The sequence below is a fragment of the Pantoea sp. CFCC18177 genome, assembly GCF_059412425.1.
The window spans coordinates 279,948-305,337 of sequence record NZ_JBNBPL010000002.1 but is presented as its reverse complement, the minus strand read 5'-3'; the positions used below and the strand labels follow the sequence as shown (position 1 = coordinate 305,337).

General features: G+C 54.3%; 25 protein-coding genes. 10 read left to right on the top strand and 15 right to left on the bottom strand.

Features of this window, described 5'->3' with window-relative positions:
- Positions 1–68 precede the first annotated feature (68 nt).
- The 4 genes from ACPUC8_RS03545 to xseA form a co-directional block, all read right to left on the bottom strand.
- Positions 69–251 (bottom strand): con-10 family general stress protein, encoded by a 183-nt coding sequence (locus tag ACPUC8_RS03545; RefSeq protein ID WP_045814915.1) that lies wholly within the window; start codon positions 249–251, stop codon positions 69–71.
- A 101-nt stretch (positions 252–352) separates the two neighbouring features.
- Positions 353–700: a protealysin inhibitor emfourin gene (locus ACPUC8_RS03540; protein WP_197063314.1), complete on the bottom strand. Its 348-nt coding sequence runs from the start codon at positions 698–700 to the stop codon at positions 353–355.
- Positions 676–1,689 (bottom strand): M4 family metallopeptidase, encoded by a 1,014-nt coding sequence (locus ACPUC8_RS03535; RefSeq protein ID WP_494925583.1) that lies wholly within the window; start codon positions 1,687–1,689, stop codon positions 676–678. The genes ACPUC8_RS03540 and ACPUC8_RS03535 overlap by 25 nt, the downstream gene beginning before the upstream one ends.
- Before the next feature lie 47 nt (positions 1,690–1,736).
- Positions 1,737–3,110 (bottom strand): exodeoxyribonuclease VII large subunit, encoded by a 1,374-nt coding sequence (gene xseA / locus ACPUC8_RS03530; protein ID WP_494925582.1) that lies wholly within the window; start codon positions 3,108–3,110, stop codon positions 1,737–1,739.
- Between the two features lie 169 nt (positions 3,111–3,279).
- Between xseA and guaB the strand changes: the two genes are divergently transcribed.
- Together guaB and guaA are read left to right on the top strand one after the other, a co-directional pair.
- A complete protein-coding gene (gene guaB / locus ACPUC8_RS03525; RefSeq protein WP_039329830.1) occupies positions 3,280–4,746 on the top strand; it encodes an IMP dehydrogenase in 1,467 nt (488 codons plus the stop codon).
- 72 nt (positions 4,747–4,818) lie between these two features.
- Entirely contained in the window at positions 4,819–6,399 is a 1,581-nt protein-coding gene (gene guaA / locus ACPUC8_RS03520) for a glutamine-hydrolyzing GMP synthase (RefSeq protein ID WP_039329828.1), read from the top strand.
- 51 nt (positions 6,400–6,450) lie between these two features.
- Here guaA and ACPUC8_RS03515 read toward each other — a convergent pair whose 3' ends face one another.
- Together ACPUC8_RS03515 and ACPUC8_RS03510 are read right to left on the bottom strand one after the other, a co-directional pair.
- Entirely contained in the window at positions 6,451–6,780 is a 330-nt protein-coding gene (locus tag ACPUC8_RS03515) for an addiction module antidote protein (protein ID WP_039329825.1), read from the bottom strand.
- A 4-nt stretch (positions 6,781–6,784) separates the two neighbouring features.
- Positions 6,785–7,111: a type II toxin-antitoxin system RelE/ParE family toxin gene (locus tag ACPUC8_RS03510; RefSeq protein WP_494925581.1), complete on the bottom strand. Its 327-nt coding sequence runs from the start codon at positions 7,109–7,111 to the stop codon at positions 6,785–6,787.
- A 227-nt stretch (positions 7,112–7,338) separates the two neighbouring features.
- Between ACPUC8_RS03510 and ACPUC8_RS03505 the strand changes: the two genes are divergently transcribed.
- The gene (locus tag ACPUC8_RS03505; RefSeq protein ID WP_058968019.1) at positions 7,339–8,115 is read left to right on the top strand and encodes a DUF3750 domain-containing protein; all 777 of its coding nucleotides are present in this window, start codon (positions 7,339–7,341) and stop codon (positions 8,113–8,115) included.
- A gap of 82 nt (positions 8,116–8,197) precedes the next feature.
- On the opposite strand, the gene ACPUC8_RS03500 is transcribed toward ACPUC8_RS03505, so the two are convergent.
- On the bottom strand, positions 8,198–8,377 hold the full coding sequence (locus ACPUC8_RS03500) for a GDFGVC terminal motif YodC-like protein (RefSeq protein ID WP_058968018.1): 180 nt from the start codon (positions 8,375–8,377) through the stop codon (positions 8,198–8,200).
- A gap of 221 nt (positions 8,378–8,598) precedes the next feature.
- On the opposite strand from ACPUC8_RS03500, the gene ACPUC8_RS03495 reads away from it, so the two are divergent.
- The gene (locus ACPUC8_RS03495; RefSeq protein ID WP_494925580.1) at positions 8,599–9,093 is read left to right on the top strand and encodes a DNA-binding protein; all 495 of its coding nucleotides are present in this window, start codon (positions 8,599–8,601) and stop codon (positions 9,091–9,093) included.
- A 1-nt stretch (position 9,094) separates the two neighbouring features.
- Here the strand turns inward: ACPUC8_RS03495 and mgtE are convergent, their stop codons facing one another.
- From mgtE to ppk1, 5 genes are all read right to left on the bottom strand, one after another.
- The gene (mgtE, locus tag ACPUC8_RS03490; RefSeq protein WP_039329816.1) at positions 9,095–10,528 is read right to left on the bottom strand and encodes a magnesium transporter; all 1,434 of its coding nucleotides are present in this window, start codon (positions 10,526–10,528) and stop codon (positions 9,095–9,097) included.
- A 122-nt stretch (positions 10,529–10,650) separates the two neighbouring features.
- On the bottom strand, positions 10,651–10,839 hold the full coding sequence (locus tag ACPUC8_RS03485) for a YfgG family protein (protein WP_039329814.1): 189 nt from the start codon (positions 10,837–10,839) through the stop codon (positions 10,651–10,653).
- Between the two features lie 151 nt (positions 10,840–10,990).
- Positions 10,991–11,590 carry a tellurite resistance methyltransferase TehB gene (gene tehB / locus ACPUC8_RS03480; protein WP_494925579.1) on the bottom strand — a complete coding sequence of 200 codons (600 nt, stop codon included), beginning with the start codon at positions 11,588–11,590 and terminating at the stop codon, positions 10,991–10,993.
- Between the two features lie 27 nt (positions 11,591–11,617).
- Complete coding sequence (ppx, locus tag ACPUC8_RS03475; protein ID WP_494925578.1) at positions 11,618–13,141, bottom strand: exopolyphosphatase; 1,524 nt, start codon at positions 13,139–13,141, stop codon at positions 11,618–11,620.
- A gap of 5 nt (positions 13,142–13,146) precedes the next feature.
- Positions 13,147–15,207, bottom strand: a complete 2,061-nt coding sequence (gene ppk1, locus ACPUC8_RS03470; RefSeq protein ID WP_039329808.1) for a polyphosphate kinase 1 — start codon at positions 15,205–15,207, stop codon at positions 13,147–13,149.
- 182 nt (positions 15,208–15,389) lie between these two features.
- Between ppk1 and ACPUC8_RS03465 the strand changes: the two genes are divergently transcribed.
- From ACPUC8_RS03465 to pstB, 3 genes are read left to right on the top strand one after another with little or no spacing between them, the layout of a single operon-like run.
- Entirely contained in the window at positions 15,390–17,483 is a 2,094-nt protein-coding gene (locus ACPUC8_RS03465) for an ABC transporter permease subunit (RefSeq protein WP_494925577.1), read from the top strand.
- A complete protein-coding gene (gene pstA, locus ACPUC8_RS03460; protein ID WP_039329804.1) occupies positions 17,480–19,078 on the top strand; it encodes a phosphate ABC transporter permease PstA in 1,599 nt (532 codons plus the stop codon). The genes ACPUC8_RS03465 and pstA overlap by 4 nt, the downstream gene beginning before the upstream one ends.
- 12 nt (positions 19,079–19,090) lie before the next feature.
- A complete protein-coding gene (gene pstB, locus ACPUC8_RS03455) occupies positions 19,091–19,858 on the top strand; it encodes a phosphate ABC transporter ATP-binding protein PstB (protein ID WP_494925576.1) in 768 nt (255 codons plus the stop codon).
- 131 nt (positions 19,859–19,989) lie between these two features.
- Here the strand turns inward: pstB and purN are convergent, their stop codons facing one another.
- Together purN and purM are read right to left on the bottom strand one after the other, a co-directional pair.
- The gene (purN, locus tag ACPUC8_RS03450; protein WP_039329800.1) at positions 19,990–20,628 is read right to left on the bottom strand and encodes a phosphoribosylglycinamide formyltransferase; all 639 of its coding nucleotides are present in this window, start codon (positions 20,626–20,628) and stop codon (positions 19,990–19,992) included.
- Positions 20,625–21,665 carry a phosphoribosylformylglycinamidine cyclo-ligase gene (gene purM, locus ACPUC8_RS03445; protein WP_039329968.1) on the bottom strand — a complete coding sequence of 347 codons (1,041 nt, stop codon included), beginning with the start codon at positions 21,663–21,665 and terminating at the stop codon, positions 20,625–20,627. Before purM ends, purN begins: the two co-directional genes overlap by 4 nt.
- Before the next feature lie 239 nt (positions 21,666–21,904).
- Between purM and upp the strand changes: the two genes are divergently transcribed.
- From upp to hda, 3 genes are all read left to right on the top strand, one after another.
- Positions 21,905–22,531 carry a uracil phosphoribosyltransferase gene (upp, locus tag ACPUC8_RS03440; RefSeq protein ID WP_034825735.1) on the top strand — a complete coding sequence of 209 codons (627 nt, stop codon included), beginning with the start codon at positions 21,905–21,907 and terminating at the stop codon, positions 22,529–22,531.
- A gap of 363 nt (positions 22,532–22,894) precedes the next feature.
- Positions 22,895–24,178 carry a uracil permease gene (gene uraA, locus ACPUC8_RS03435; protein WP_039329798.1) on the top strand — a complete coding sequence of 428 codons (1,284 nt, stop codon included), beginning with the start codon at positions 22,895–22,897 and terminating at the stop codon, positions 24,176–24,178.
- 93 nt (positions 24,179–24,271) lie between these two features.
- On the top strand, positions 24,272–24,973 hold the full coding sequence (hda, locus tag ACPUC8_RS03430) for a DnaA inactivator Hda (protein ID WP_039329796.1): 702 nt from the start codon (positions 24,272–24,274) through the stop codon (positions 24,971–24,973).
- On the opposite strand, the gene arsC is transcribed toward hda, so the two are convergent.
- Positions 24,970–25,317: an arsenate reductase (glutaredoxin) gene (gene arsC / locus ACPUC8_RS03425; protein ID WP_039329794.1), complete on the bottom strand. Its 348-nt coding sequence runs from the start codon at positions 25,315–25,317 to the stop codon at positions 24,970–24,972. The two genes, hda and arsC, sit on opposite strands and share 4 nt — an antisense overlap.
- Positions 25,318–25,390: the final 73 nt, after the last annotated feature.

The following is a 25,390-nucleotide window of genomic DNA, read 5'->3' as shown; positions in this document are numbered from 1 at the left end:
CCGACATCATGATGTCGGCCTTTTTTTATAACCATCCGTGGCGCACACATTCCCTTAAGGTACCTTATTTACTGCTGCTTGGAGGGGCGACGGCTTTTTTGACCTCCTTTTCTTCCAGCTTCCCTGGCTCTCTCAGGATCGTTTCTGAAATTGCCCCCACTGACTTTGCCGCCAGCACTGCCGGCTTCCCTGGCACGCTCTGGGTCCTCTGCAAAGTTCCCAGCACCGCCTCGTTGCTTCTTTTGTGTCATAGCAGAGACCTCATCTAAGGGTGTTTTCTTCGACGTGGACTAGCTAGCCACTTAATGATTATAGTCAGTAAGTTACAGCCTGCTTTGGGAGATCTCTGAGATTACTGGCCGTCACGCCACAGCGCCTCCAGCTCAGGAGAAGCCAGCGTTTCCGGAATCAAAATCACGACTGATCCCGCTTCCTGATGTGTGGCATAGGTGATTTGAATACGGAAATAGCGTTGATCGCCACGTCCAAGATTAGCTGCCTGATCTTCAGGCTCACCCAGCGGCAGTGCCTGCTCCAGCACGTTGCAGACGCGCTGTTTTTGCGGTTCGGGCAGCTGCCCCAAAGCAATGCGTCGTTCTCCGCGTAAACGAGGGATAAAGGCGATACCGCCCTCGCGTGCCAGCTCAATGACGGCGTCATCACTCAGATGAATGTTCACGTTACGCCTACCTGTTGCCATGCGGATTGAATCGCTTCCGCTACCGAACGGTTAAAGCGTTTGCCGCCATGCTCAATGGTAAAGCGAGCGAAGGTGCTGAAGTCAGCATCCTGCGGCAGTGCTTTATCGCACAAGGTGTCATACCAGGCTTGGCCCGCAAGCTCCCATGCAAAGCCCCCCAGCGCACTGGCGGCAAGATAAAACGCCCGGTTGGGAATGCCTGAATTGAGATGCACACCGCCATTGTCATCGCGTGTTTCAATGTAGTGCGCCATATCGGCAGGTTGGGGATCTTTGCCGAGTTGTGGATCGTCATAGGCGGTGCCAGGCGCGGACATCGAACGTAGACCGCGGCCATGAATGCCTTTTGCCAGCAATCCTTCACCAATGATCCAGTCAGCCTGATCGGCGCTCTGTTTAAGATGAAACTGTTTAACCAGTGAACCGAACACATCGGACATCGATTCATTCAGCGCACCAGACTGCTGGAAATAGACCAACCCCGCCTCGGTTTCCGTCACCCCGTGCGTCAGTTCGTGCGCCACCACATCTAAGGCGATGGTGAAGCGGTTGAATATCACACCGTCGCCATCGCCAAACACCATCTGTTGGCCGTTCCAGAAGGCGTTCTGATATGCCTTGCCATAGTGTACGGTGCCGTCCAGTTTCAGCCCTTTGTTATCCAGAGAATTGCGCTTGAAGGTTTGCCAGTAGAAGTCGTAGGTGATGCCAAGATAGTTCCAGGCTTCTTCAGCCGCCACATCGCCATTGGTGGGTTGCCCTTCATCACGAATCAGTGTGCCGGGCAAGTTTTGTGTATTTTCGGCATCATAAATGGCACGTAGCACTGTGCCCGGTGGCGAAGTCGCAACGCCGATATTAGGACGATTGTGCTCAGCCATCAGTTGTTGAACATGGGTGAGGGTGCGGCGAGCGGAATCTTGAGGTGCACCTGAACAGTGGTCAATGATATTGCGTAGCATGTACGGAGGAATAACGCTGTAAGGCATAGTAACTCCTGGCCGTGAGTGAACATGCCAGAAGTATAGTTTTTCAGCTAGGTACGTGCTTTACGACTGCGTGATTTGAGGGGTTCGAGAGTGGTCACCTGGCTTTCCACCCAGCCATCATCCAGACGTGTGCGCAGCAAATCGCCTTTGTGCAGTTGCCTGGTCTTCTTCACCAGTTGGCCTTGGGTATCGGTGGTGACACTGAAGCCACGAGCCAACGTCGCCAAGGGACTGACGCCTTCCAGCTGTGCCGCCAGCGTACCAAAGCGCTGACGATTGTGGTTGAGCTGTTTTTCCATACCCTGCTGTAAGCGATATTGCCACTGCTGCATTTGCTGTTGTGCACGATGAATACGGCCCTGTGGCTGTTGCGTGTTGAGACGGTGGAGCAGGCGATCCTGTTGGCGACTGGCTAAACGCAGCCGTTGATCCATCGCTTCACCGAGGCGGCGTTGCAGCTGGAACAGCGTGGTTTGCTGACGTGCCAGGCGTAACTGAGGATGTTGCTGCTGTAAGCGGTGATGAATGCGTGTGAAGCGGCACTGCTGCTCAGCCAGATAGAAATCCATCGCCATTTCCATCCGCTGCTGCTGGGACTGCAAACGACGCAGCAGTTCTTGCTGATTACGGCTCACCAGCTCTGCCGCAGCGGAAGGGGTTGGCGCCCGCAGGTCAGCCACAAAGTCGGCGATGGTGATGTCGGTTTCGTGTCCGACCGCGCTGACAATCGGTAAACGGCTGGCAAAGATCGCCCGCGCGACGCGTTCGTCGTTAAAACTCCACAGATCCTCTAATGATCCACCGCCACGGCCGACAATCAACACATCACACTCATCGCGCAGGTTGGCTAGCTCGATGGCGCGCACAATCGCTGCGGGCGCATCCACACCTTGTACCGGAGTGGGGTAGATCACTACGGGCAATGAGGGATCGCGCCGATGCAGAACACGCAGTACATCATGCAGCGCCGCGCCGGTGGCGGAGGTAATCACGCCAACCTGACGAGCGGGCTCGGGCAACGGCTGCTTGAACTGTTGATCAAACAAGCCTTCTGCTGCCAGGCGCGCTTTCATCTGCTCGAACTGTTGTTGCAGCAGGCCTTCACCCGCAGGGTGCATGCTTTCGATAATCAGTTGATAATCGCCACGCGGCTCGTACAACGTGATGCTGGCGCGCACCAAAACCTGCTGACCGTGTTGCGGACGGAAAGTGACCCGACGATTGCTGTTGCGGAACATCGCACAACGCACTTGTGCACCATCATCTTTCAGTGTGAAGTACCAGTGACCGGATGAGGGCTGGCTAAAATTTGAAATTTCCGCACTGAGCCACACCAGGCCCATCTCATTTTCCAGCAGTTGACGCACTGTGGTATTGAGGCGACTGACAGTAAAAATATTGGCGGTTGGCGGTAGCGACATGTGATGTAGATCAAATTTTAAATCAGAGGGTTAATTAACCAATACTACATGCCTGACCAGGAGGATCAAGACTTTTTCTGAAAAAACACTGGAGGCAACCGATTTCGGCCTGTATAATGCCGCGGCAATATTTTATCTGTTTTAATCGCCCCCAGGTGGAGATATTGCTATGTTAAGAATCACTAAAGAAGCCCTCACTTTTGACGACGTTCTGCTCGTTCCAGCTCACTCCACTGTCTTACCGAACACCGCTGATCTCAGCACCCAACTGACGAAAAACATCCGTCTGAACATCCCTATGCTGTCTGCTGCAATGGACACCGTGACCGAAGCCGGTCTGGCAATTGCACTGGCACAAGAAGGTGGTCTGGGCTTTATCCACAAAAATATGTCGATTGAGCGCCAGGCGGATGAAGTTCGCAAAGTTAAAAAACACGAAAGTGGCGTAGTGACCGATCCGCAAACTGTACTGCCAACCACCACGCTGGCGGCAGTACAAGAGTTGACTGAGCGTAACGGTTTCGCCGGTTACCCGGTGGTCAACACCGACAACGAACTGGTTGGTATCATTACCGGTCGTGACGTGCGTTTCGTCACCGATTTGAACCAACCTGTTTCTGCGGTGATGACCCCGAAAGAGCGTCTGGTCACGGTGAAAGAGGGTGAAGCACGCGACATCGTACTGCAGAAAATGCACGAAAAACGTGTTGAGAAAGCGCTGGTTGTTGATGACAGCTTCCACCTGCTGGGCATGATCACCGTTAAAGATTTCCAGAAAGCAGAACGTAAACCTAATGCGTGTAAAGATGCAGAAGGTCGTCTGCGCGTAGGCGCTGCGGTGGGTGCCGGTGCGGGCAACGAAGAGCGTGTTGATGCGCTGGTCGCTGCCGGTGTTGACGTGCTGCTGATTGACTCTTCACACGGCCACTCTGAAGGCGTATTGCAGCGTATCCGTGAAACCCGTGCGAAATATCCAAATCTGGAAATTATCGGCGGTAACGTGGCGACCGGTGCAGGTGCACTGGCGTTGGCGAAAGCCGGTGTTAGCGCGGTGAAAGTGGGTATCGGCCCAGGTTCAATTTGTACCACGCGTATTGTTACTGGTGTCGGTGTACCACAGATCACTGCGGTTTCAGATGCGGTTGAAGCACTGGAAGGCACTGGCATCCCGGTTATCGCTGATGGCGGTATTCGTTTCTCCGGTGATATCGCGAAAGCGATTGCTGCGGGCGCGGCGGCTGTGATGGTGGGTTCTATGCTGGCGGGTACTGAAGAGTCTCCTGGCGAAATCGAACTCTATCAAGGCCGTTCATTCAAATCCTACCGTGGTATGGGTTCACTGGGCGCGATGTCTAAAGGTTCATCTGACCGCTACTTCCAGACCGACAACGCTGCTGACAAACTGGTACCTGAAGGTATCGAAGGTCGCGTAGCCTATAAAGGCCGTCTGAAAGAGATCGTGCACCAGCAAATGGGTGGCCTGCGTTCATGCATGGGCCTGACCGGTTGCCCAACCATTGACGACCTGCGTACCAAGGCTGAGTTCGTGCGCATCAGTGGCGCAGGCATCAATGAAAGCCACGTGCATGATGTGACCATCACCAAAGAGTCACCGAACTACCGCATGGGTTCATAATCCCGTAAGATTCAACGCCCGGCACCTGCCGGGCGCTTTTATTATTAAGTCCATCCCAATGGAAACGCCTCAATGACGACTGAAAATATTCATAAACATCGCATTTTGATCCTCGATTTTGGTTCTCAGTATACGCAGCTGGTTGCGCGCCGCGTGCGTGAGCTGGGCGTCTACTGTGAACTCTGGGCGTGGGATGTCACCGAAGAGCAAATTCGTAGCTTCAATCCTAACGGCATCATCCTGTCAGGTGGCCCGGAAAGCACCACTGAGTTGAACAGCCCACGTGCGCCAGAATACGTGTTCAACGCTGGCGTGCCGGTTCTGGGTGTGTGCTACGGTATGCAGACCATGGCGATGCAGCTGGGCGGCAAAGTTGAAGGTTCTAACGAGCGTGAGTTTGGCTATGCGCAGGTCGAAGTGCTGACCCAGAGCGCGCTGGTGCGTGACATCGAAGATGCCATCAGTGCCGCCGGTAAACCGCTGCTGGATGTGTGGATGAGCCACGGTGACAAAGTCACTGCCATCCCAGCCGGCTTTGAAACCGTCGCCAGCACCGAGACTTGTCCGTTTGCCATCATGGCGAACGAAGAGAAGAAATTCTACGGCGTGCAGTTCCACCCCGAAGTGACGCACACCCGTCAGGGTCTGCGCATGCTGGAGCGTTTCGTCCGCGATATCTGCGGCTGTGAAGCACTGTGGACCCCAGCCAAGATCATCGAAGATGCGGTAGAGCGTATTCGTGAGCAGGTCGGCGAAGATAAAGTGATCCTCGGCCTGTCTGGTGGTGTGGATTCTTCTGTGACCGCAATGCTGCTGCACCGTGCCATCGGTGAGCGCCTGACTTGTGTGTTCGTGGACAACGGCCTGCTGCGTTTGAATGAAGCCGAGCAGGTGATGGACATGTTTGGTGACCACTTCGGTCTGAACATCGTGCACGTTGCCGCAGAAAACCGTTTCCTCGACGCACTGGCGGGTGAGAACGATCCAGAAGCCAAGCGTAAGATCATTGGGCGTGTGTTCGTTGAAGTGTTCGACGAAGAAGCACTGAAACTGACTGATGTGAAATGGCTGGCGCAGGGCACCATCTATCCGGACGTGATCGAGTCTGCGGCTTCTGCCACCGGTAAAGCGCACGTGATCAAATCGCACCACAACGTGGGCGGTCTGCCGAAAGAGATGAAGATGGGTCTGGTTGAGCCGCTGAAAGAGCTGTTCAAAGATGAAGTGCGCAAGATCGGTCTGGAACTCGGCTTGCCGTACGCGATGCTGTATCGCCATCCGTTCCCAGGTCCAGGCCTCGGCGTACGTGTGCTGGGCGAAGTGAAGAAAGAGTACTGCGATCTACTGCGCCGTGCAGATGCGATCTTCATCGAAGAGCTGCATAAAGCCGACCTGTACAACAAAGTGAGCCAGGCCTTCACCGTGTTCCTGCCAGTACGCTCTGTTGGTGTGATGGGCGATGGTCGTAAATATGATTGGGTGGTATCACTGCGTGCAGTTGAAACCATCGACTTCATGACTGCGCACTGGGCGCACCTGCCGTACGATTTCCTCGGCCGCGTTTCCAACCGCATCATCAACGAAGTGAACGGCATTTCCCGCGTGGTTTATGATATTTCAGGTAAACCACCAGCGACTATTGAGTGGGAGTGATTCCCCTTATTTGAACCGTCCATCAAGCCCGCTTAACAGCGGGCTTTTTCTTTAGAGGTGAGGGATCAACCTAACGCCTGCCGCACGAGTAATCTCAGTGAGTGTAGAGATCGTAGGATTGCCCTTTTCGGAGAGTGTCTTATACAACTGCTGGCGTGATAGACCTGATTTACGGGAGATTTCGCCTATACCCCCTCGGGCTTCAACAACTCGGCGCAGGGCGATCAGAAAGGCTGCAATGCCGCCATCTTCGTAGATATCTTCCAAAGCGGTTTGCAGGTAGATTTCAGCGTAATCAGGGTTTTCTCGCAGCTCCGCTACCATCGCATCGTCGTGACTGACTGTTTTTTTCTTAGGTGCAGATTGATTGATGATAGTCATGCTGTTACCTCGTTTGATATTCACGCCAGAATTTGACTGCTTTCGCTAAATCGCGAGACTGTGACGATTTATCCCCACCAATGAGTAACAAAATTATGTTATCGCCATCGAGTGCGTAATAGACACGATAGCCCGGGCCATAATCGATTTTGAATTCCCAAACGCCATCTCTTTCAAATCTGTAGTCGCCAAAATTTCCGCTTTCAGCCCGATCCACTCGAGTATCAATCTTTGCTGCGGCGCGAGGATCCTTTTTCCTCAATTTGGTTATCCATTCGGTGTAGGGAACATCGCCATCAGCATCCTGATAACGTTGAGTGGTGTATAGCATAGCGTCCTGGCAAGCATTCAATCCAGTAAAAACTGTCTTTTATAAGCGACGAGAAGGCAAGGTAAGTGTAGGGGAAGTGCGCACAAATGCGAGCCACACACCAATCTACCGGGGCAACATGCACCAGTTTTTCATAACAAATTGCTCTATCGCATAGTTGGTGAATACAAACTCACTTCTCTCAATGCATGATGGCCGATGAATTGTTACTCATCAGGATGCCGTCGATGCTGCCACTGAAAGCCTTTTTACTCTCCTTTCTGTGCATTGTGCTGCTCTCTTTGGCAGCCAGTCTTGCGCAGGCCACGCGTACCGGCGAATTGACTACCGAACGTGGTGGTTGGGCCACTGCAAGACGAGATTCTGCCGGGTTAGCGCCGGACCCGCACCAATATGCCAATCTGGCTATTGTGCAGGTCTATGCCGCGCCCACCTATGGCTGGAAGGGCGCAGTTGCCGTACATCCGTGGATTATTTTTAAACGTGCCGGAGAAACGGCATACAGCCGCTATGAAGTGATCAGTTGGGGCAGTGATAATAAGGTACGGCGCAACTCAAACTTGCCCGACGGTTACTGGTATGGCGCGAAACCACGGTTGCTGGTGGAGCATCGCGGCAAAGCGGCAGAGGCGATGATTCCGCAGATCGAAGCGGCGATAAAATCGTATCCGTGGCCGCACACCTATCACGCATGGCCGGGGCCGAACAGCAACACCTTTATGGCGCACATTGGTCGTGAAGTACCGTCGTTGCAACTAGATCTGCCCGCTAACGCGATTGGTAAAGATTACCGCTCGTTGCTGCATCCGATTGGTTTACCGCCGTCCGGGCGTGGTGTGCAGGTTTCCCTGTTGGGTGTGCTTGGCGTTACCGTGGGGGCAGAAGAGGGGCTGGAGGTGAATGTATTGGGGCTGAATCTGGGGCTCGACTTCACGCCGTTTAAGCTGCGTTTGCCCTTTATCGGCGGGATAGGGCAGGACAATTTGCAGAAAGAGAATCCGTGATTGTTAAGGTCGCGCAATAAATTGCACCGCTACGTTAGAGCGCATTGCACTGTAGCGGCGCGATTTATCGCGCAATCAATACTCAGCACACGCCGAAATCACCGTCTTCGTGATACAACGCCACGGTATCCGCTCTGAGTTCAATTTCACGCTTGATGTGATCATCAATGCGGGCGCACCAAAGCAATTCCCCTTCAACGCGCGTGACCTGCATTTTTGGGCCACCGGTTTTCGACTGCACAATATCACCTACATTAAACATGCTGTATCTCCGTCAGGTCAGTGTTAGCGCTAAGTGTATATGCGCATGTGATAAGGAGCGCCTGATTTTGTGCGCTGCTTTTTTTAACCCCCCAAGTAATAAATGAATGGTATCACTTAACTGCTGGTCATTTATTGTCACTCAGTGTGATTACTTGGTTGTCATTTGACAACCTTGGCTGGTATATTCGTTTTATATTTTGGATCGGCGGAGTATTAAAAATGGAATTTGAATTTACCCTTCGTTTTCAGTTGAGTGATGCCATTTCTTGCGATGAAGCGCTGGAACGTCTCGGCGCTGCGGGATGCACTGATGCGCTGGTAGGGGCTGGCGTTGCTGGGAAGTTGAGTATGGTATTTACGCGGGAAGCGACCGATGCGCAGCAAGCCATTCGTAGCGCGCTGGATGATGTTATTGCGGCACTGCCCGATGCTGAGCTGATTGAAGCGGCGCCAGACTTAGTGGGGCTGACAGATATTGCCGAGTTGATTGGTGTATCGCGCCAGAATATGCGTAAGCTAATGCTGGCGCATAGCCCGCAGTTTCCACGCCCGATTCATGATGGGAAAACCGCGCTCTGGCATTTTGTTGACGTTGTGGAATGGTTAAATCAACGAGGTTCGGCAAGGGTGGCCCCGGGAGTGAGCGAACTGGCTCGCGCAACGTTACAGCTCAACATGCAGCAGGCACTGCAACGTTACGCGCACTGTCTCTAGCTTAATGATGCAGCAAAAACACCGTCGCCAAACCGAGGAAAATAAAGAACCCACCGGTATCGGTGATCGCGGTGATCAACACGCTGGAGCCCACGGCCGGATCGCGTTTCATCTTGGTCATGATCAACGGAATCAGTACGCCCATTAAAGCCGCGAGCAACAAATTCAGCACCATTGCCAGCATCATCACGCCGCCAAGCGGCAGGTTGTCGTACATCAACCAGGTGATGCTGCCCATAATCCCGCCCCAGAACAGACCGTTAATCAACGCGACACCGAGTTCACGCACCACCAGGAATGAGAAGTTACCTGGCTCAACCTGATGCAATGCCAATGCGCGCACAATCATGGTGATGGTCTGGTTGCCGGTGTTACCGCCAATCCCGGCCACAATCGGCATCAACGCTGCCAGCGCCACCAGTTGGGAGATGGTTTCTTCAAACAGGCCGATCACCCGTGAAGCGATAAACGCCGTACACAAGTTGATGGCGAGCCAGGCCCAGCGTTTACCCACGGCTTTGCGCACTGGAGCAAACACGTCTTCACCCTGGCTGATACCCCCCATTTTACGGATATTGCTTTCGTTCTCTTCGTTGACCAGGTCGATGACATCTTCCACGGTAATACGACCAATCAACTTGCCTTTCGCATCCGTCACGGCAGCCGAAATCAGGTTATAACGTTCGAAGGCACTGGCCGCCTCTTCCGCATTGTCGTTGAGCTGAAAAGTGGTGGGGCGGGCGTTCATCACGTCTGCGACCAGGGTTTTCGGCTTATTGAGCAAAATATCGGTCAGCGATAACTCACCCAGCAGCTGGTTCTCTTCATTGGTGATGAAAATTTTATCCGTGCCATCCGGCATGCTTTTACGCTTGCGCAGAAAACGCTGCACCGTGGCGAGCGTCACATCTGAACGGACGGTCAGGATGTTGAAATCCATCACCTGGCCCACGCGGTCACGATCTAACTCGATGACCTCCAGCAGGCGTGCTCGCAGGCTGGGTTCCAGCGTGGTCAGCAGGCGTCCAGTCAGGTCTCGCGGCAGATAGCGCGCCAGATATACCTGATCGTCGATGTCCAGCGGCTCTATAGCGTGCAGAATCTCGCGATCAGTCATACCTTCGGTCAAACTGGCCCAGACGGTTTCCGATGCTTCAACCAACACGCGGCCTCGTTGCTCGGAGGGCACCAGACGCCACAATGCCAGACGTTCTTGCTCGGGTAACGCCTCAAGAATATCCGCCAAGTCAGCGGCATGCAGATGTTGAAGCTCATCTTCCAACTGCTGACGCCAGTCGGTGATCTCGCGCAGTTCCGCTGCGTTGAGATCGACAGATTTATCCAGTAACACGTCGACTAAGTCGTGCTCACTGAGTAACAGGTGAAGAATGCGTTGGCGGGTTTCGGTTAATTGTTGTGCATACGGTGCAGACATAGCGCGTCCCTTGTGTCTGTAAAGTCAGGTCAAAGTGTAGCGCGTTGCGGGTTATCAGGGCGAGTTAAGCAGCATTGTCATATCCGGACAATGTGGACGAGCAACGATGACCCGCAAATTCTCTAGCGCGAATCGCTGATGCTCAGTGTAGGGACCGGCTCAGGTAAGGCTTTTTTTTGCTGATGATGCTCAATGGCACCAGGGATGATGAAAATCAGACGGCCAACCAAAATAAAGAAACTGATCAGCAAAATAATGCGAGTCATGGTGCCGGTTTTAGGACGTCTTCGTGCAGGGAAAGCGCTGTTCACGCGGGGTGGTTCCTGTAGATACCCAGTTGGGCGATGGCAACATTTAGTCACAGTTAGATCTTCAGGTCAATCGCTGTGTGAAAAATGAGCAGGAATGGTTAAGGGTAAATTGATCAAAACCAGATTAGGCCGCGGGTGGCGGCCTTATTTTTTAATAGCTGGCTTTCTGTGCCAGCAGCGTGGCAAAGCGGTACTTAATGCGATTGCCGTTTTCGTCGCGGCGATGCAACTCGCCCACATCCTCGTTGTACTTCACGATATGCCAGTTACGGTAATAATGGCTCAGCTCACCGGATTTAAAGGTGAACGGAAAATTCTGCGAGTTCGGGTAATCTTCCGTGCTCATCGCTGCCACAATCAGGTTGTAGCCGTATTTCACCGTGCTGGCCTGCATATCGGCAATCAGCCGCGGAATGGTCTCCGGCTGCAGGAACATCATCACCACGGTCGACAGCACAAACTGATAGCCGCCGTTGAAACGAACCTGATTGAGATCGCACAGTTCAGTGCGAATGTTCTGCAGATTCTCTTCCTGGATAATGCCATTCAGCCGCTCAAGGCTTTGGGGATTGCTGTCCCAGGCCGTCACGTCAAAGCCATGTTGATTGAGGAACAGGCTATTACGGCCCTGGCCGCAGCCTAAATCCAACGCCTTACCCACTTCCAGTTTTGGCAGTGCGGCCAGCACTTCGGAGTGGGTGGGCGTCAGGCCATATTTTTCCGCATAAAAGTTTTCGGGACGGTTTGTCATAGTGATACAGCGGGCCAGCAGCCCGCGTTACTCCTCTTCCAGCGTCAGTTTCCAGCCAGCCACATCATTCCAGTAAGCCTGTTCGCGCTCCAGATCCAGCTGCACCAAGGTATTCTGGCTCAGATAACCATTGGGGAATTTCAGCGTCCAGTTACCGTCATCCGTGGTCAGCTTCAGCGAATCAGGTTTGGTGGTGGCCTGGCGCTGATTATTCAGCAAGGTGCCCAGGCGCAGCAGGAACACCATCGGTAGAAACTGTTTCTTTTTAAACAAGGTGAAACGTGGCATCTCATCCTGCTTCACCGCTTTACGATGGTAGCGTACCAGCGTGGCCAGCAGCATCTGTTGATCCTGATTAAAACCAGGCATGTTAGAGTTTTGCAGGATGTAAGCTGAATGGCGCTGCATGCCACTGTGATTGATGGTCAACCCCACTTCATGCAGCAGCGCAGCCCATTTCAACAGGGCGGAAAGCTGTGGATTGGCTTGTTTCGGGTTCTGATCCAGCCACTGCAGGTAGAGCTGCTCGGTGGTTTCCAGTACCCGACGCGCCTGATCGCTATCAATGGCGTAATGATTGGCCAGACTCTGCGCGGTGCGGCTTCGAATATCCTGATGGCGGAAACGGCCCTCCATCTCATACAGCACGCCTTCACGCAGTGCGCCATCCGACAGGCGCAACTCGCGGATCGCCAGCGCATCAAACACACCGCAAAGAATTGCCAGGCCCGGCACAAACACGGCTTTACGCTCTTCCGACAAGCCCGGCAGGCTCAGCGCATTGAAAGACTTATGCTTCAACACCTCGGTGACCAGCATCTCCAGCGTTTCTGGGGTGATCAGTTTTTCTTTCTCGCCCATCGCCAGCAGTACTTCACAGGCCGCTTTGATCGAACCCGACGCGCCCAGGGCGTATTGCCAACCATGCAAACGATACTGCCAGGCCATGGTTTCCAGCTTCTGCGCCGCCGACAAACGTGCACGGCGGAAGTGTTCTGGCGAGATTTCCCCTTTCGGGAAATAGAGATTGGCAAAGCTGACGCAGCCCATGCGGCGGCTTTCCACCAGTTGCGGCTCGAAATCTTCACCGATCACCAACTCCGTCGAGCCACCACCGATGTCGATAACCAGTTTGCGGCCTTTTTCCGGCTGAGTATGTTCCACGCCCATGAAGATTAAACGCGCTTCTTCATTGCCGGATATCACCTCAATCGGGTAGGGGATCACTTCGGCAGCACGCTGCAGGAACTCTTCCGCATTGGTAGCAATACGCAGCGTGTGCGTGCCGACAATGGTCACGTTCGCCGCACTGAACCCTTGCAGCCGCTCAGCAAACAGTGCAAGGCAGCTCAGGCCGCGCTCCATCGCCTCATCACTCAGGCGATTTTGCGCATCCAACCCATCGGCCAGATGCACGCGCTGTTTCAGACGCCCCAACACCTGCATCGCGCCATCCACCACACGGGCGATCACCATATGGAAACTGTTTGACCCGAGGTCGATGGCCGCAAATTCCTGCGGTTTTGGCGTACTTTTATGGGAAATTGGCATAGGCGTTATTCGGGTTGTTCCAGTTTCTTGATGTAATCATAAATGGCCAGCTGCGACCGCACCTTCTTGCGATTGCCGCGCGGAACATAACGGTTACTCAGTTCTTTGTCCACGATGCGGGCTTTCACCGTATCACTCAACAGAATGGCGATAATATCCAGAATGCGCTGCTTCACCCGCGGATCGAGAATCGCCACGGCCACCTCAATACGGTGATCGATATTACGTGTCATCCAGTCTGCGGAAGAGAGGTAGACTTTTTTCTCGCCGCCACTCTCAAAAATATAGACGCGGTCGTGCTCCAGATAACGGTCAACGATGCTGGTGATGCGAATATTTTCGCTGATGCCTGGTAAATCAGGGATCAGAGAGCACATGCCGCGCACCAGCAGATTAATTTTCACGCCTGCTGCGGAAGCCGCATACAGCCGATCAACCAGGCCGTTATCCACCAGGTTATTGATTTTAAGCGTAATGCCAGCCGGTTTCTTCTGCTGGGCGTTGGCAATCTCGGCATCAATCAACTTATACAACATGTCGCGCGAGTTTTGCGGCGATACCAGCAGATGTTCGAACGTCACCGGGCGATACGGGTTTTCAATAAAGTTAAACACGCGGCGCACTTCGTTGGTGATACGCGCATCGGCGGTCAGCAATGAATAGTCAGTATAAATGCGTGCGGTTTTTTCGTTGAAGTTACCGGTGCCGATATGCGCATAACGCACGATTTCATCGCCTTCGCGACGTGAAATCAGGAACAGCTTGGCGTGAATTTTCAGACCTGGCGCGGAGAAGATCACGTGCACGCCCGCTTCCGTCAGGCGTTTTGCCCAGCGGATGTTGGCTTCTTCATCGAAGCGCGCCTGCAACTCCACCACCACGGTGACTTTTTTACCGTTATAGGCGGCGTGAATCATCGCATCCATGATGCGCGAGTTTTTGGCCACGCGATAAATATTGATCTTAATTGCCAGCACGCTTGGGTCGAACGATGCCTGACGCAGCAGTTCCAGTACGTGCTCAAAGGTGTGATACGGATAATAGAGCAGCACATCGCGATTGCGGATGGCGTCAAAACCGTTGCGGAAGCCGTCAAAGCCGATGTGGCGAATCTGCGGCAGCGCGCGGTTTTCAAGGTTGGCTTTGCCGACGTTCGGGAAACCGATAAAGTCTTTAAAGTTGTGATAGCGGCCGCCCGGCACGATAGAGTCGTAATTGGAAATCGACAGCTTGTGGCGCAGCATTTCTACCATCGCATCTGGCATATCTCGCTGATAAACAAAACGGACCGGCTCAGCATTCAGACGCTGCTTAAGGCTGGATGACATCAATTCCAGCAGGCTCGATTCCATTTCGGTGACCAGATCGTATTCGGCGTCACGCGTCATTTTCATCGAATAGGCATTCAGCGCATCGTAATCGAAGAAGCCTTTGAAAATTTCGTCCAGGCAATAGCGCAAAATGTTATCGAGAAGAATCATCGGCTTACGACGACGCGGTGATTCAGCAGGCAGATTAATAAAACGCGGCACCTTATCGGACGGAATCTCCAGCAGCGCATAACGAATATCGTCACCGCGAATAATTTCGACCGCCAGATAGGTGTAGTCGTCCTTAAGGAATTCAATCAGGTCGGTGTCGTGATTGATCAGAATCGGCGTAACGTGCTGGCGTAATTGATGTTTGAAGTAATAGCGCAGCCACTCTTGCTGATTCGGCGACAGTTGACGCTCGTTAATCAGGAAGATCTGATTACGCGCCATCTCCAGCAGCAGGTCGTTGTACAGTGCATCGAATTCCTGATCCGATTTCTGCACCCGCAGCTGAATTTTTTTCAATATATGGCGTAACGTCGTCGGCGTACCTTGCTCTTCACCAATCAGAATGCGACGTTTCAGATCGGCGAAGCGCACTTTGTAGAATTCTTCGAGATTGTTGGAATAGATACCCAGGAAGCGCATACGCTCAATCAGCGGGTTGGTTTTGTCCGCCGCTTCCTGCAAAACACGTTCGTTGAAGCTTAACCAGCTTAGTTCTTTTTCTATATACAGCTTTTCCTGACCCATTCTGACTCCGTGATGCTGTTGCTGGACGGATTGTCCGGCGGGATAATCGTAAAAATGCGCTCCCGCTCAGTGTCCGTCACCATTATGGCGAGAGTATGGCAAGCTTGTCCAACGCCAAAGGTTGTCTTATCAATCAGCTACGGGCAACATAGCGACGTGTCTTCACCTGTAACCTGGCCTGCATGAGCATAAACCGAATTCCTGTCCACTTTAGCGACCGCCGTCGACGCGCCACCGATCACGTTGTTCGTCGTGTGGTGACCGCGTGTGGCGTAGGCATTTTGCTACTGATGCTACTGCTTTTCTTCTGGTTGATCTGGGTGGTGCTACCGCTTTTTAGCGCGCCTGGCATGCAAGCGACCACCAATTTGCAACTTTGGGATAAAGCCCCCGTGCTGGCCATGGGCAGCGACGGCCATCTTGGCTGGCGCATAAGCCGCAATGAAGCGCGTTTTATTCCGCTTGATGGACAACCTGCCACCGACGCCTTGCCGTTACCCGGTAAACCCGATGCCGCGGTGTACAGCAGCAACAGCAGTAGCGTATTACTCAATATGCAGGGCGCGCTGTTGTTGATGCAACCGCTGATCCACGACAACCACGGTGAATGGTATTTTCCATTCGGCGATCGCCCGCTGCAATTGAAGCAAGGGCCGGTGAGCAACATGGCGTTGGCTTCGCTGGGCGATCATCAGTGGCGTATCGCCGCGCAAACGCCCGCAGGCATCAGCCTGATGACGTTAGAAAATCAGCAAACCCTCAATCAAATTCTACTGCCGCAGCAACAAGCCGATCATTTGCTGTTGTCGCCCGACGGCAAGCTGCTCTACGCCAGTGAAGGGCGTTTACTGCGTGTGTGGGAGATCACCGCAGAGGGCGCACAACTGCGCGAAACCCAAACGCTCAATCAGCGTCCGCAGAGCCTGCATATTCTTACCGGCGGACAGACTCTGTTAATTCAGGATACCCAAGGCGTAAATCAGTGGTTTGCGATTGCGAGTGATAAAGGCCCGCGCCTGCAGGATATTCACACCTTCAACAACAGTAAAGATGCAGTGAGTATTGTGCCTGAGCCACAGCGTCGCGTGTTTGCCACCTTTAATCATGCTGGTGAGGTCAAACTGTTTGCCAGTAAACAACAGGGGCCGATTCTGACTCGCCAACTGGCACCAGGCATTCAGGCGCTGGCGTTTGCACCGCGCGGGGATGCACTGATTGTTGAGCGCGATGGGCAGTGGCAACAATTTGCTCTGGATAATCCGTGGCCCGATTTCACCTGGCGAAACCTGTGGCAGAAAATCTGGTACGAAAACTATCCGCAACCGGATTGGGTGTGGCAATCCACGGCGGCGGGAGACAGCTATCAAGCCAAATTCAGCCTGATACCGATGGTGGTTGGCACGCTGAAAGCCGCGGCGCTGGCTCTGCTGTTCGCCACGCCTCTGGCGCTGGCCGCAGCAATGTATACCGCCTGGTTTATGTCGCCGGGATTACGGCGCTGGGTGAAGCCCGGCATAGAAATGATGGGTGCGTTACCGAGCGTGGTGATCGGACTGATTGCCGGCGTGTGGCTGGCACCGCATATCAGTACTGCGCTGGTAGGCGTGCTGCTGTTGCCACTGGTGCTGGCCGCAACATTGTTGCTCTGTGGCGTGCTCAGTCCGCATCTGCCACTCCGCTGGCGTCGCCCTGGTTTTGAAGTGATTTTGTTGCTGCCTGTGTTGCTGGTGGTGACGTTGTTGACACTGTGGCTGCCAACGCAGCTGTGGCCGAACATTGGGGAGCAGCTTGCACATTACGAGCAACGCAACTTACTGATCGCCGGGCTGGCGATGGGATTCGCCTTAGTGCCGTTGATATTCACCCTGTCAGAAGATGCCTTATTCAGTGTGCCGGGGGCGTTAGGGCAGGGATCGCTGGCATTAGGCGCAACGCCATGGCAAACCCTGACGCGTGTGGTGCTGCCTGGCGCATCGGCGGGGATCTTTGCGGCCTTGATGATCGGCTTTGGCCGCGCGGTGGGTGAAACCATGATTGTGCTGATGGCCACCGGAAACACGCCGGTCAGTGAAGGCGGGTTGTTTGCGGGCTTGCGTGCGCTCTCTGCCAATATCGCGATCGAAATGCCGGAGGCGGCAGCGGGCAGCGCTCATTATCGTATCCTGTTCCTCAGTGCGCTTTTACTGCTGATGTTTACGCTGGTGATCAACACCATGGCGGAGTTGATTCGTCAGCGCCTGCGTCAACGTTACAGCCAGCATGAGGGACAGGGATGAAAGCGATGCGTCAAAACGATCGCTGGCGCTGGCTCACGGCCGGTGCGGTGGCGGTGTGCCTGCTGGCGTTTACCTTGTTAATTGGCTTGCTGGGCTGGCAGGGCGTGCGCGCCTTCTGGCCGCAACCGGTCGATCAATATCTTTTCCAGCCACCGGAAGGGCCAGCGGTAATGGTGCTGGGTGAGACCTTGCACAAACAGCCGCAGGGCGAGCAGTGGCGCTATGTAGTGAAAACCGGCAACCGTGATTTTGCCGCACCGGATTTTCGCGTGCTGTACAGTCAGGGCGCGGCGAAAACCCGTCGCCCGGCGGATGTGATTGTGCTGCAACGCCGCAGCGGCGGTAACGCCTACGGCTGGCTGATTGAGCTGCGTGAAGATAACGAAGTGTTGACCGCGCGTGACCGTGATGCGCTGCTGCATCAGCGTTTGACGCAGGTGCATGAGCAGCTGCGCCAGGCCAGTCACATTCGTCGCGTGCAGATGGCGCGTCTCAATGCCCAGTTAGAAAGCCTGCAGCAGCAAGCCGATGAGCAGCAGCGTCACGGGACCTTTACCTTGCAGGAGCAGTCGGAGTTTGATGCTAACAGCTCTGCGCTGCATCGCCGCTTTAGCGAGTTAGCCCAGCAGCTGACTCGTCTGCAGCAGCAAAGCCAGCGCGATAGCCTGGTGCTGCGTGATGTGCAGGGCCAGGATCACATTATTCCTTTGGCACAGGTGGTGGACGCCTGGTATCCCAATGCGATGTCTTTCGGCCAGCAACTCCAGCACTTCTTCAGCCAGATTTGGCAGTTTGTCAGTGACTCGCCGACATCGGGCGGTGGTGAGAGCGGGGCTTTCCCGGCGATCTTTGGCACCGTGCTGATGGTGCTGCTAATGTCGATCATCGTTATGCCGTTGGGCGTGGTGGCAGCGGTGTGGCTGCATGAGTACGCCGGACGCAACGCGCTGACCCGCCTGGTGCGCATCGCCGTCGTGAATCTGGCGGGGGTGCCGTCGATTGTTTATGGTGTGTTTGGTCTCGGTTTCTTTGTCTGGTTGATTGGCGGCACCATCGACCAACTGCTGTTCTCACGCTCGCTGCCCAATCCCACTTTTGGTACGCCAGGCTTGCTTTGGGCAGCGTTGACGCTGGCACTGTTAACCTTGCCAGTGGTGATTGTTGCTACCGAAGAGGGCTTGTCACGTATTCCAGATAATCTGCGTCAGGGATCACTGGCGCTGGGAGCAACGCAGGCGGAAACGCTGTGGCGCGTGGTACTGCCGTTGGCCGTTCCGGCGATGCTGACGGGCCTGATTTTGGCCGTTGCGCGCGCGGCGGGTGAAACCGCGCCCTTGATGCTGGTGGGCGTAGTGAAAATGGCCCCTGAATTGCCGGTCGATGCGGTTTTCCCTTACCTGCATCTGGATCGCAAATTTATGCACCTCGGATTTCAGATTTACGATTTGGCCTTCCAGAGTCCAAACATCGATGCTGATCGACCCTTGGTTTACGCCACCGCGCTGTTGCTGGTGGTGATCATCCTGTCGCTCAATCTGCTGGCCATGGCGTTGCGCCATCGTCTGCGCGAGCGTTACCGGCTAATGACGCACTAAAAAGGTTTTGAGATGACGCCCGATTACGACATCGCGTTAACCGTCAACCAGCTGTCGCTGTGGTACGGCGAGCGCCAGGCGCTAAACAGTATTGATTTACAGATCCCGAAAAACCGCATCACGGCGCTGATCGGTCCCTCTGGCTGTGGTAAATCGACGCTGTTGCGCTGCTTTAATCGCATGAATGATGTGATTGACCGCTGTCGCATTGAGGGCGAAATTCTGCTCGACCAACATGCGGTGATGCAGGCGAATCAGGATCTGCCAGCATTGCGCCGCCGTATTGGTATGGTGTTCCAGCGGCCGAATCCGTTCCCGAAATCGATCTACGAAAACGTGGTGTATGGCTTGCGTCTGCAAGGTGTGCGCGATCGTCGTGTACTGAATGAAGCCTGCGAACGTGCGCTGCGCGCTGCGGCCCTGTGGAGTGAAGTAAAGGATCAACTGGGGCAGAATGCGCTGACCCTTTCCAGCGGTCAGCAGCAGCGCTTGGTGATTGCGCGCGCAATCGCGATTGAGCCGGAAGTTTTACTGCTGGATGAGCCGACGTCGGCGCTTGATCCCATTTCCACGTTAGTGATCGAGGAGCTGATGACCACGCTGAAGCAACATTTCACGCTGGTGCTGGTGACGCACAACATGCAGCAGGCGGCGCGCGTGTCGGATTTCACGGCGTTTATGCATAACGGCCAGTTAGTGGAGTTCGATGAAACCGATCGGATTTTTACGTCACCGAGAGCACGAAAAACGGAAGATTATATTACGGGGCGGTTTGGTTGATTCATTCTGCGATCAGTAGCGGCGCAATTTATTACGCTGAGTTTTGCGCACATAAAAAAACAGCGCGATAAATCGCGCCGCTACGATATGTGCTTACCTGTATTCGGTGCGCATTTATGCGTACCAAAACTTCAGTCGTGTGCGTATCCAGCAGGCGGCAACGGTTGCCCATCTAGCCAGGCTTTCCCTTCACGCATCTGCAAACGTCCATCGACAAACCAGCTAATCACCAGCGGATAGATCGCATGCTCCTGATGCTGCACGCGTGCGGTGATCTCTTCTTCGTCATCTTCAGCAAACACCGGTACGCGCGCCTGAAGAATCACCGGTCCGCCATCCAGCTCATCGGTGACAAAGTGCACTGAGGTACCGTGCTCCTCGTCACCATTTTCTAACGCCTGGCGATGGGTGTGCAGTCCGGGATATTTCGGCAACAGCGACGGATGGATATTCACCAGCCGGTCGTGATAATGCGCGACAAATGCCTGGCTGAGAATGCGCATGTAACCGGCCAACACCACCAGATCTGGCGCATAAGCGTCGATTTCCTGCATCAGCTGGCGATCAAAGGCATCACGGTCGGCGAAATCACTGGCGGCGAGGGCATGGCCAGGCACGTTCGCGTCCTGCGCACGGGTTAAACCATAAGCCGAGGCTTTATTACTGAAAACGGCAGCGACGCTGCCGTTAACACGCCCACTTGCGCAGGCGTCAAGGATGGACTGAAGATTGCTTCCGTTGCCGGAGATCAGTACAACCAGTTTTTTCATGGATTAATAACCACACGCTCTTCAGAGTCAGAGGCTTTAATCACACCGATTTTCCACGCTTTCTCGCCTGCGTCGCTCATCAGCTGTACCGCTTTATCGGCATCAGCCGGGCTCAGCGCGATGATCATGCCCACGCCGCAGTTAAAGGTACGGTACATTTCGTGACGGCTCACGTTGCCCGCTTGCTGCAACCAGCTGAATACGGACGGCCATTGCCAGCTTTTCTCGTCCAGCACCGCTTGGGTGTTGTCTGGCAGCACGCGAGGAATGTTTTCCCAGAAGCCGCCACCGGTCAGGTGAGAAATCGCATGAACATCAACCTGTTCGATCAGGCTCAGGATGTTTTTCACGTAGATGCGGGTCGGTGCCAGCAGGTGATCGGCCAGTGGTTTGCCATCCAGCTGTTTGGTTTCTGGATTGGTCTGGCTGACTTCCAGAATTTTGCGCACCAGGGAATAACCGTTCGAGTGCGGGCCGCTGGAACCCAGCGCGATCAGCACGTCGCCGTCCTGCACTTTCGAACCGTCAATGATTTCTGATTTCTCTACTACGCCAACGCAGAACCCGGCCACGTCGTAATCTTCACCGTGGTACATGCCTGGCATCTCAGCAGTTTCACCGCCGACCAGCGCACAGCCTGACTGCAAGCAACCTTCGGCGATGCCGGTGATCACTGCCGATGCGGTGTCCACATCCAGTTTGCCGGTCGCGTAGTAGTCAAGGAAGAACAGTGGCTCAGCGCCCTGAACAATCAAATCGTTCACACACATCGCAACCAGATCGATACCGATGCTGTCATGACGCTTGAGGTCCATTGCCAGACGCAGCTTGGTGCCGACGCCATCGGTTCCAGAGACCAGCACAGGCTCGCGGTATTTCTGCGGCAGCGCACAGAGCGCGCCAAAGCCACCCAATCCACCCATGACTTCCGGGCGGCGAGTTTTCTTTACTACGCCTTTGATACGGTCAACCAGATCGTTACCAGCATCGATATCAACACCGGCGTCTTTGTAGCTGAGAGAGGTTTTGTCGGTCACTGCGGAGTCCCCACGCGAATTGCGGTTGGTGGCAAAAATTAAGCGCGCTAATTCTACCAGTGCAGGCAAACGTTTGCGAGTCCCATCTCTCGCCGCTTTGCGCGGCGCTGATTTTTCGTTAATTCTTATGATTGAGCAAATTGCGCTAAGCCATTGACCAATGACAAGTGGCGCAGCGACAAAAAGGCGGTATAATCCGGCGATTTTTTTTAGCTCAACTCAATTCCGGGAGAACAATCATGAAGATCGTGGAAGTCAAACACCCGCTGGTCAAACATAAACTGGGCCTGATGCGTGAGCATGATATCAGCACCAAACGATTCCGCGAGCTGGCCTCGGAAGTCGGCAGCTTGCTGACTTATGAAGCCACTGCTGATTTGGCAACCGAGCGCGTGACCATCGAAGGCTGGAATGGCCCGGTCGACGTCGATCAAATCAAAGGCAAAAAGATCACCGTTGTCCCGATTCTGCGCGCTGGACTGGGCATGATGGAAGGTGTATTGGAGCACGTGCCAAGCGCGCGTATCAGCGTGGTGGGTGTGTACCGTGATGAAGAGACGCTGGAGCCGGTCCCGTACTTCCAAAAACTGGTCTCCAACATCGAAGAGCGCCTGGCGTTGGTGGTTGACCCGATGCTGGCGACCGGTGGTTCGATGATCGCCACCATCGACCTGCTGAAAAAAGCCGGCTGCAACAGCATTAAAGTGCTGGTGCTAGTCGCTGCACCGGAAGGAATTGCCGCGCTGGAAAAAGCGCATCCGGACGTTGAACTGTATACCGCGTCAATCGATCAGGGGTTAAACGAAAAAGGTTATATCATCCCCGGCCTCGGCGACGCTGGCGACAAGATTTTCGGAACCAAGTAATGATCGCTCCGGGCTATTTTGCTTGCCACTTTGCTCCCGGGCAGTGCTCGAAATCCTCACGTACTCCAGTACGCTCCGGTTTCTCCGCGCTGGCCGTGAACAAATTGCCTGCGCCAATAACGCCCGGCCTGCATCTGCAGGCAGAATATGCATTCGCATTATTTGAAAAATAGCATTTGAGTAGCCGGCCAAAGAGTCGGCTTTTTTTTGGCAAAAACACAACAATCCTCCCCAAGTTATTCGAGCCATGGCAAGGCGGCAAGCGAGTTCATCCCGATGAGCTTACATCAGTAAGTGATTCGGGTGAACGAGAGCAGCCAACGCAGCCATGGTTTGAAGGACGCAGGGGAGAGGGGATAAATGATGACAAGACGTGCCATTGGTGTCGACGAACGTCCACCGCTGCTACAAACCATACCTCTCAGCCTGCAACATCTGTTCGCCATGTTTGGTGCCACGGTGCTGGTGCCGATTCTGTTCCACATCAACCCGGCCACCGTGTTGCTGTTTAACGGTGTGGGTACGCTGCTATATCTGTTTATCTGTAAAGGCAAAATCCCGGCGTATCTGGGCTCAAGCTTTGCCTTTATTTCACCGGTTCTGCTGCTGTTGCCTCTGGGCTACGAAGTGGCGCTGGGGGGCTTTATCCTGTGTGGATTCCTGTTCTGCGTGGTGGCGCTGATTGTTAAAAAAGCTGGCACCGGCTGGCTCGACGTGATGTTCCCGCCTGCGGCGATGGGGGCGATTGTGGCGGTGATCGGCCTGGAGTTGGCGGGTGTTGCGGCCAACATGGCGGGTCTGTTGCCTGCGGATGGCACATCACCTGACAGCAAAACCATTATCATCTCGATGGTGACGCTGGCGGTCACCGTGTTCGGTTCCGTGCTGTTCCGTGGCTTCCTTGCCATCATTCCGATTCTGATCGGCGTGCTCGCAGGTTATGCGCTCTCCTCCTTTATGGGCATTGTGAACTGGAGTTCAGTCGCGGATGCACCTTGGTTTGCCTTACCCACCTTCTATACACCACGCTTTGAATGGGCTGCCATGCTCACCATTCTGCCTGCTGCGCTGGTGGTGATTGCGGAGCACGTGGGTCACCTGGTGGTGACGGCGAACATCGTGAAAAAAGATCTGATCCGCGATCCGGGCCTGCACCGCTCCATGTTCGCCAACGGCTTATCCACCATGATCTCCGGTTTCTTCGGCTCCACGCCGAATACCACTTACGGCGAAAACATCGGCGTGATGGCAATTACCCGCGTTTACAGTACCTGGGTGATCGGCGGGGCGGCGATCTTCGCTATCCTGCTCTCTTGCGTCGGTAAACTGGCGGCCGCCATTCAGGCGATCCCGGTGCCCGTGATGGGCGGTGTTTCTCTGCTGCTGTACGGGGTGATTGGTGCTTCCGGTATTCGTGTACTGATTGAATCCAAAGTGGATTACAACAAAGCGCAGAATCTGATCCTGACTTCGGTGATCCTGATCATCGGTGTGAGTGGTGCGAAAGTGCATATTGGTGCGGCAGAATTGAAAGGCATGGCGCTGGCGACCATTGTTGGTGTTGCGCTGGCTTTGATCTTCCGCGTTATCAACTTGATACGTCCAGAAGAAGTGGTGCTGGATGCCGAAGAAAAGCGTCAGGCCTGATGCGCTTCGTCGGGCAGGGACGCCCGGTTCATCTCTTGCAAAGATCGTGATAAACTTGCGCCGTTTTCTGCCTGCTCATCCGTTGAGGTACTTCTGAACACGCCGGCACAGCTTTCACTGCCACTCTATTTACCCGATGATGAAACCTTTGCCAGTTTCTGGCCGGGGGAAAATCCGTCTTTGCTGGCGGCGCTGCAAGGCGCACTCTCTCAGCAACACGGCAGCTATCTCTATTTTTGGTCCCGCGAAGGCGGTGGTCGTAGCCATCTATTGCATGCAGCCTGTGCGGAAATGTCCGCGCGCGGTGAAGCGGTGGGCTATGTCCCGCTGGATAAGCGTACCTGGTTTGTGCCGGAAGTCTTAGATGGTATGGAGAACCTGGCGCTGGTGTGCATCGATAACATCGAATGTATTGCGGGCGATGCCGAGTGGGAAATGGCGATCTTCGATCTCTACAACCGCATTCTGGAAATCGGCAAAACGCGCCTGCTAATAACCGGCGATCGTCCTCCGCGCCAGTTGAATCTGGGGCTGCCGGATCTGGCTTCACGACTCGACTGGGGGCAAATTTATCGTTTGCAGCCGCTGTCAGATGAGGACAAATTGCAGGCGATGCAGCTGCGTGCAGGACTGCGTGGTTTTGAACTGCCAGAAGATGTCGGGCGTTTCCTGCTGAAACGCCTCGACCGCGAAATGCGTACCCTGTTTGACACCTTGGATCGGCTCGATCGCGCATCCATCAGCGCACAGCGCAAACTCACCATTCCCTTTGTCAAAGAAGCGCTGGAGCTTTAAATAATCTCCAGCACCGCTTCCGGCGGACGGCCAATACGCGCTTTGTCACCATTCAGAACGATCGGACGTTCGATCAGTTTGGGGTGATCCACCATCGCCTGCAGCAGCTGATCTTCACTCAGATTGCTGTCCGCAAGCTGCAACTCTTTATACAACTCTTCTTTACGGCGCATCAGTTCACGCGCGCTGCTCATACCCAGTCTTTTCAATAAAGTCTTGAGTGTTGCCACATCCGGTGGGGTTTCCAGATACATCACGACATCCGGCTGAATGCCCTTCTCTTGCAACAGCGCCAGGGTTTCACGGCTCTTGCTGCAACGCGGGTTGTGATAAATGCTAACCATTGATAAATATCCCTTTCTGGTGCGCATTAATGCGCACGCTACATAATTACTGCGGACAAAGGTAGGGTCGCCA

What these genes read in the sequence shown, in the direction of transcription:
- ACPUC8_RS03500 (WP_058968018.1), bottom strand. Translation starts at nt 8,377, where the DNA reads ATGTTTAATGTAGGTGATATTGTGCAGTCGAAAACCGGTGGCCCAAAA.
- ACPUC8_RS03535 (WP_494925583.1), bottom strand. Translation starts at nt 1,689, where the DNA reads ATGCCTTACAGCGTTATTCCTCCGTACATGCTACGCAATATCATTGAC.
- ACPUC8_RS03465 (WP_494925577.1), top strand. Translation starts at nt 15,390, where the DNA reads ATGAGCATAAACCGAATTCCTGTCCACTTTAGCGACCGCCGTCGACGC.
- pstA (WP_039329804.1), top strand. Translation starts at nt 17,480, where the DNA reads ATGAAAGCGATGCGTCAAAACGATCGCTGGCGCTGGCTCACGGCCGGT.
- ppk1 (WP_039329808.1), bottom strand. Translation starts at nt 15,207, where the DNA reads ATGGGTCAGGAAAAGCTGTATATAGAAAAAGAACTAAGCTGGTTAAGC.
- ACPUC8_RS03515 (WP_039329825.1), bottom strand. Translation starts at nt 6,780, where the DNA reads ATGACTATCATCAATCAATCTGCACCTAAGAAAAAAACAGTCAGTCAC.
- ACPUC8_RS03540 (WP_197063314.1), bottom strand. Translation starts at nt 700, where the DNA reads ATGGCAACAGGTAGGCGTAACGTGAACATTCATCTGAGTGATGACGCC.
- mgtE (WP_039329816.1), bottom strand. Translation starts at nt 10,528, where the DNA reads ATGTCTGCACCGTATGCACAACAATTAACCGAAACCCGCCAACGCATT.
- ACPUC8_RS03510 (WP_494925581.1), bottom strand. Translation starts at nt 7,111, where the DNA reads ATGCTATACACCACTCAACGTTATCAGGATGCTGATGGCGATGTTCCC.
- tehB (WP_494925579.1), bottom strand. Translation starts at nt 11,590, where the DNA reads ATGACAAACCGTCCCGAAAACTTTTATGCGGAAAAATATGGCCTGACG.
- uraA (WP_039329798.1), top strand. Translation starts at nt 22,895, where the DNA reads ATGACAAGACGTGCCATTGGTGTCGACGAACGTCCACCGCTGCTACAA.
- guaB (WP_039329830.1), top strand. Translation starts at nt 3,280, where the DNA reads ATGTTAAGAATCACTAAAGAAGCCCTCACTTTTGACGACGTTCTGCTC.
- ACPUC8_RS03545 (WP_045814915.1), bottom strand. Translation starts at nt 251, where the DNA reads ATGACACAAAAGAAGCAACGAGGCGGTGCTGGGAACTTTGCAGAGGAC.
- pstB (WP_494925576.1), top strand. Translation starts at nt 19,091, where the DNA reads ATGACGCCCGATTACGACATCGCGTTAACCGTCAACCAGCTGTCGCTG.
- purN (WP_039329800.1), bottom strand. Translation starts at nt 20,628, where the DNA reads ATGAAAAAACTGGTTGTACTGATCTCCGGCAACGGAAGCAATCTTCAG.
- xseA (WP_494925582.1), bottom strand. Translation starts at nt 3,110, where the DNA reads ATGTCGCTACCGCCAACCGCCAATATTTTTACTGTCAGTCGCCTCAAT.
- ppx (WP_494925578.1), bottom strand. Translation starts at nt 13,141, where the DNA reads ATGCCAATTTCCCATAAAAGTACGCCAAAACCGCAGGAATTTGCGGCC.
- arsC (WP_039329794.1), bottom strand. Translation starts at nt 25,317, where the DNA reads ATGGTTAGCATTTATCACAACCCGCGTTGCAGCAAGAGCCGTGAAACC.
- guaA (WP_039329828.1), top strand. Translation starts at nt 4,819, where the DNA reads ATGACGACTGAAAATATTCATAAACATCGCATTTTGATCCTCGATTTT.
- upp (WP_034825735.1), top strand. Translation starts at nt 21,905, where the DNA reads ATGAAGATCGTGGAAGTCAAACACCCGCTGGTCAAACATAAACTGGGC.
- ACPUC8_RS03495 (WP_494925580.1), top strand. Translation starts at nt 8,599, where the DNA reads ATGGAATTTGAATTTACCCTTCGTTTTCAGTTGAGTGATGCCATTTCT.
- ACPUC8_RS03505 (WP_058968019.1), top strand. Translation starts at nt 7,339, where the DNA reads ATGCTGCCACTGAAAGCCTTTTTACTCTCCTTTCTGTGCATTGTGCTG.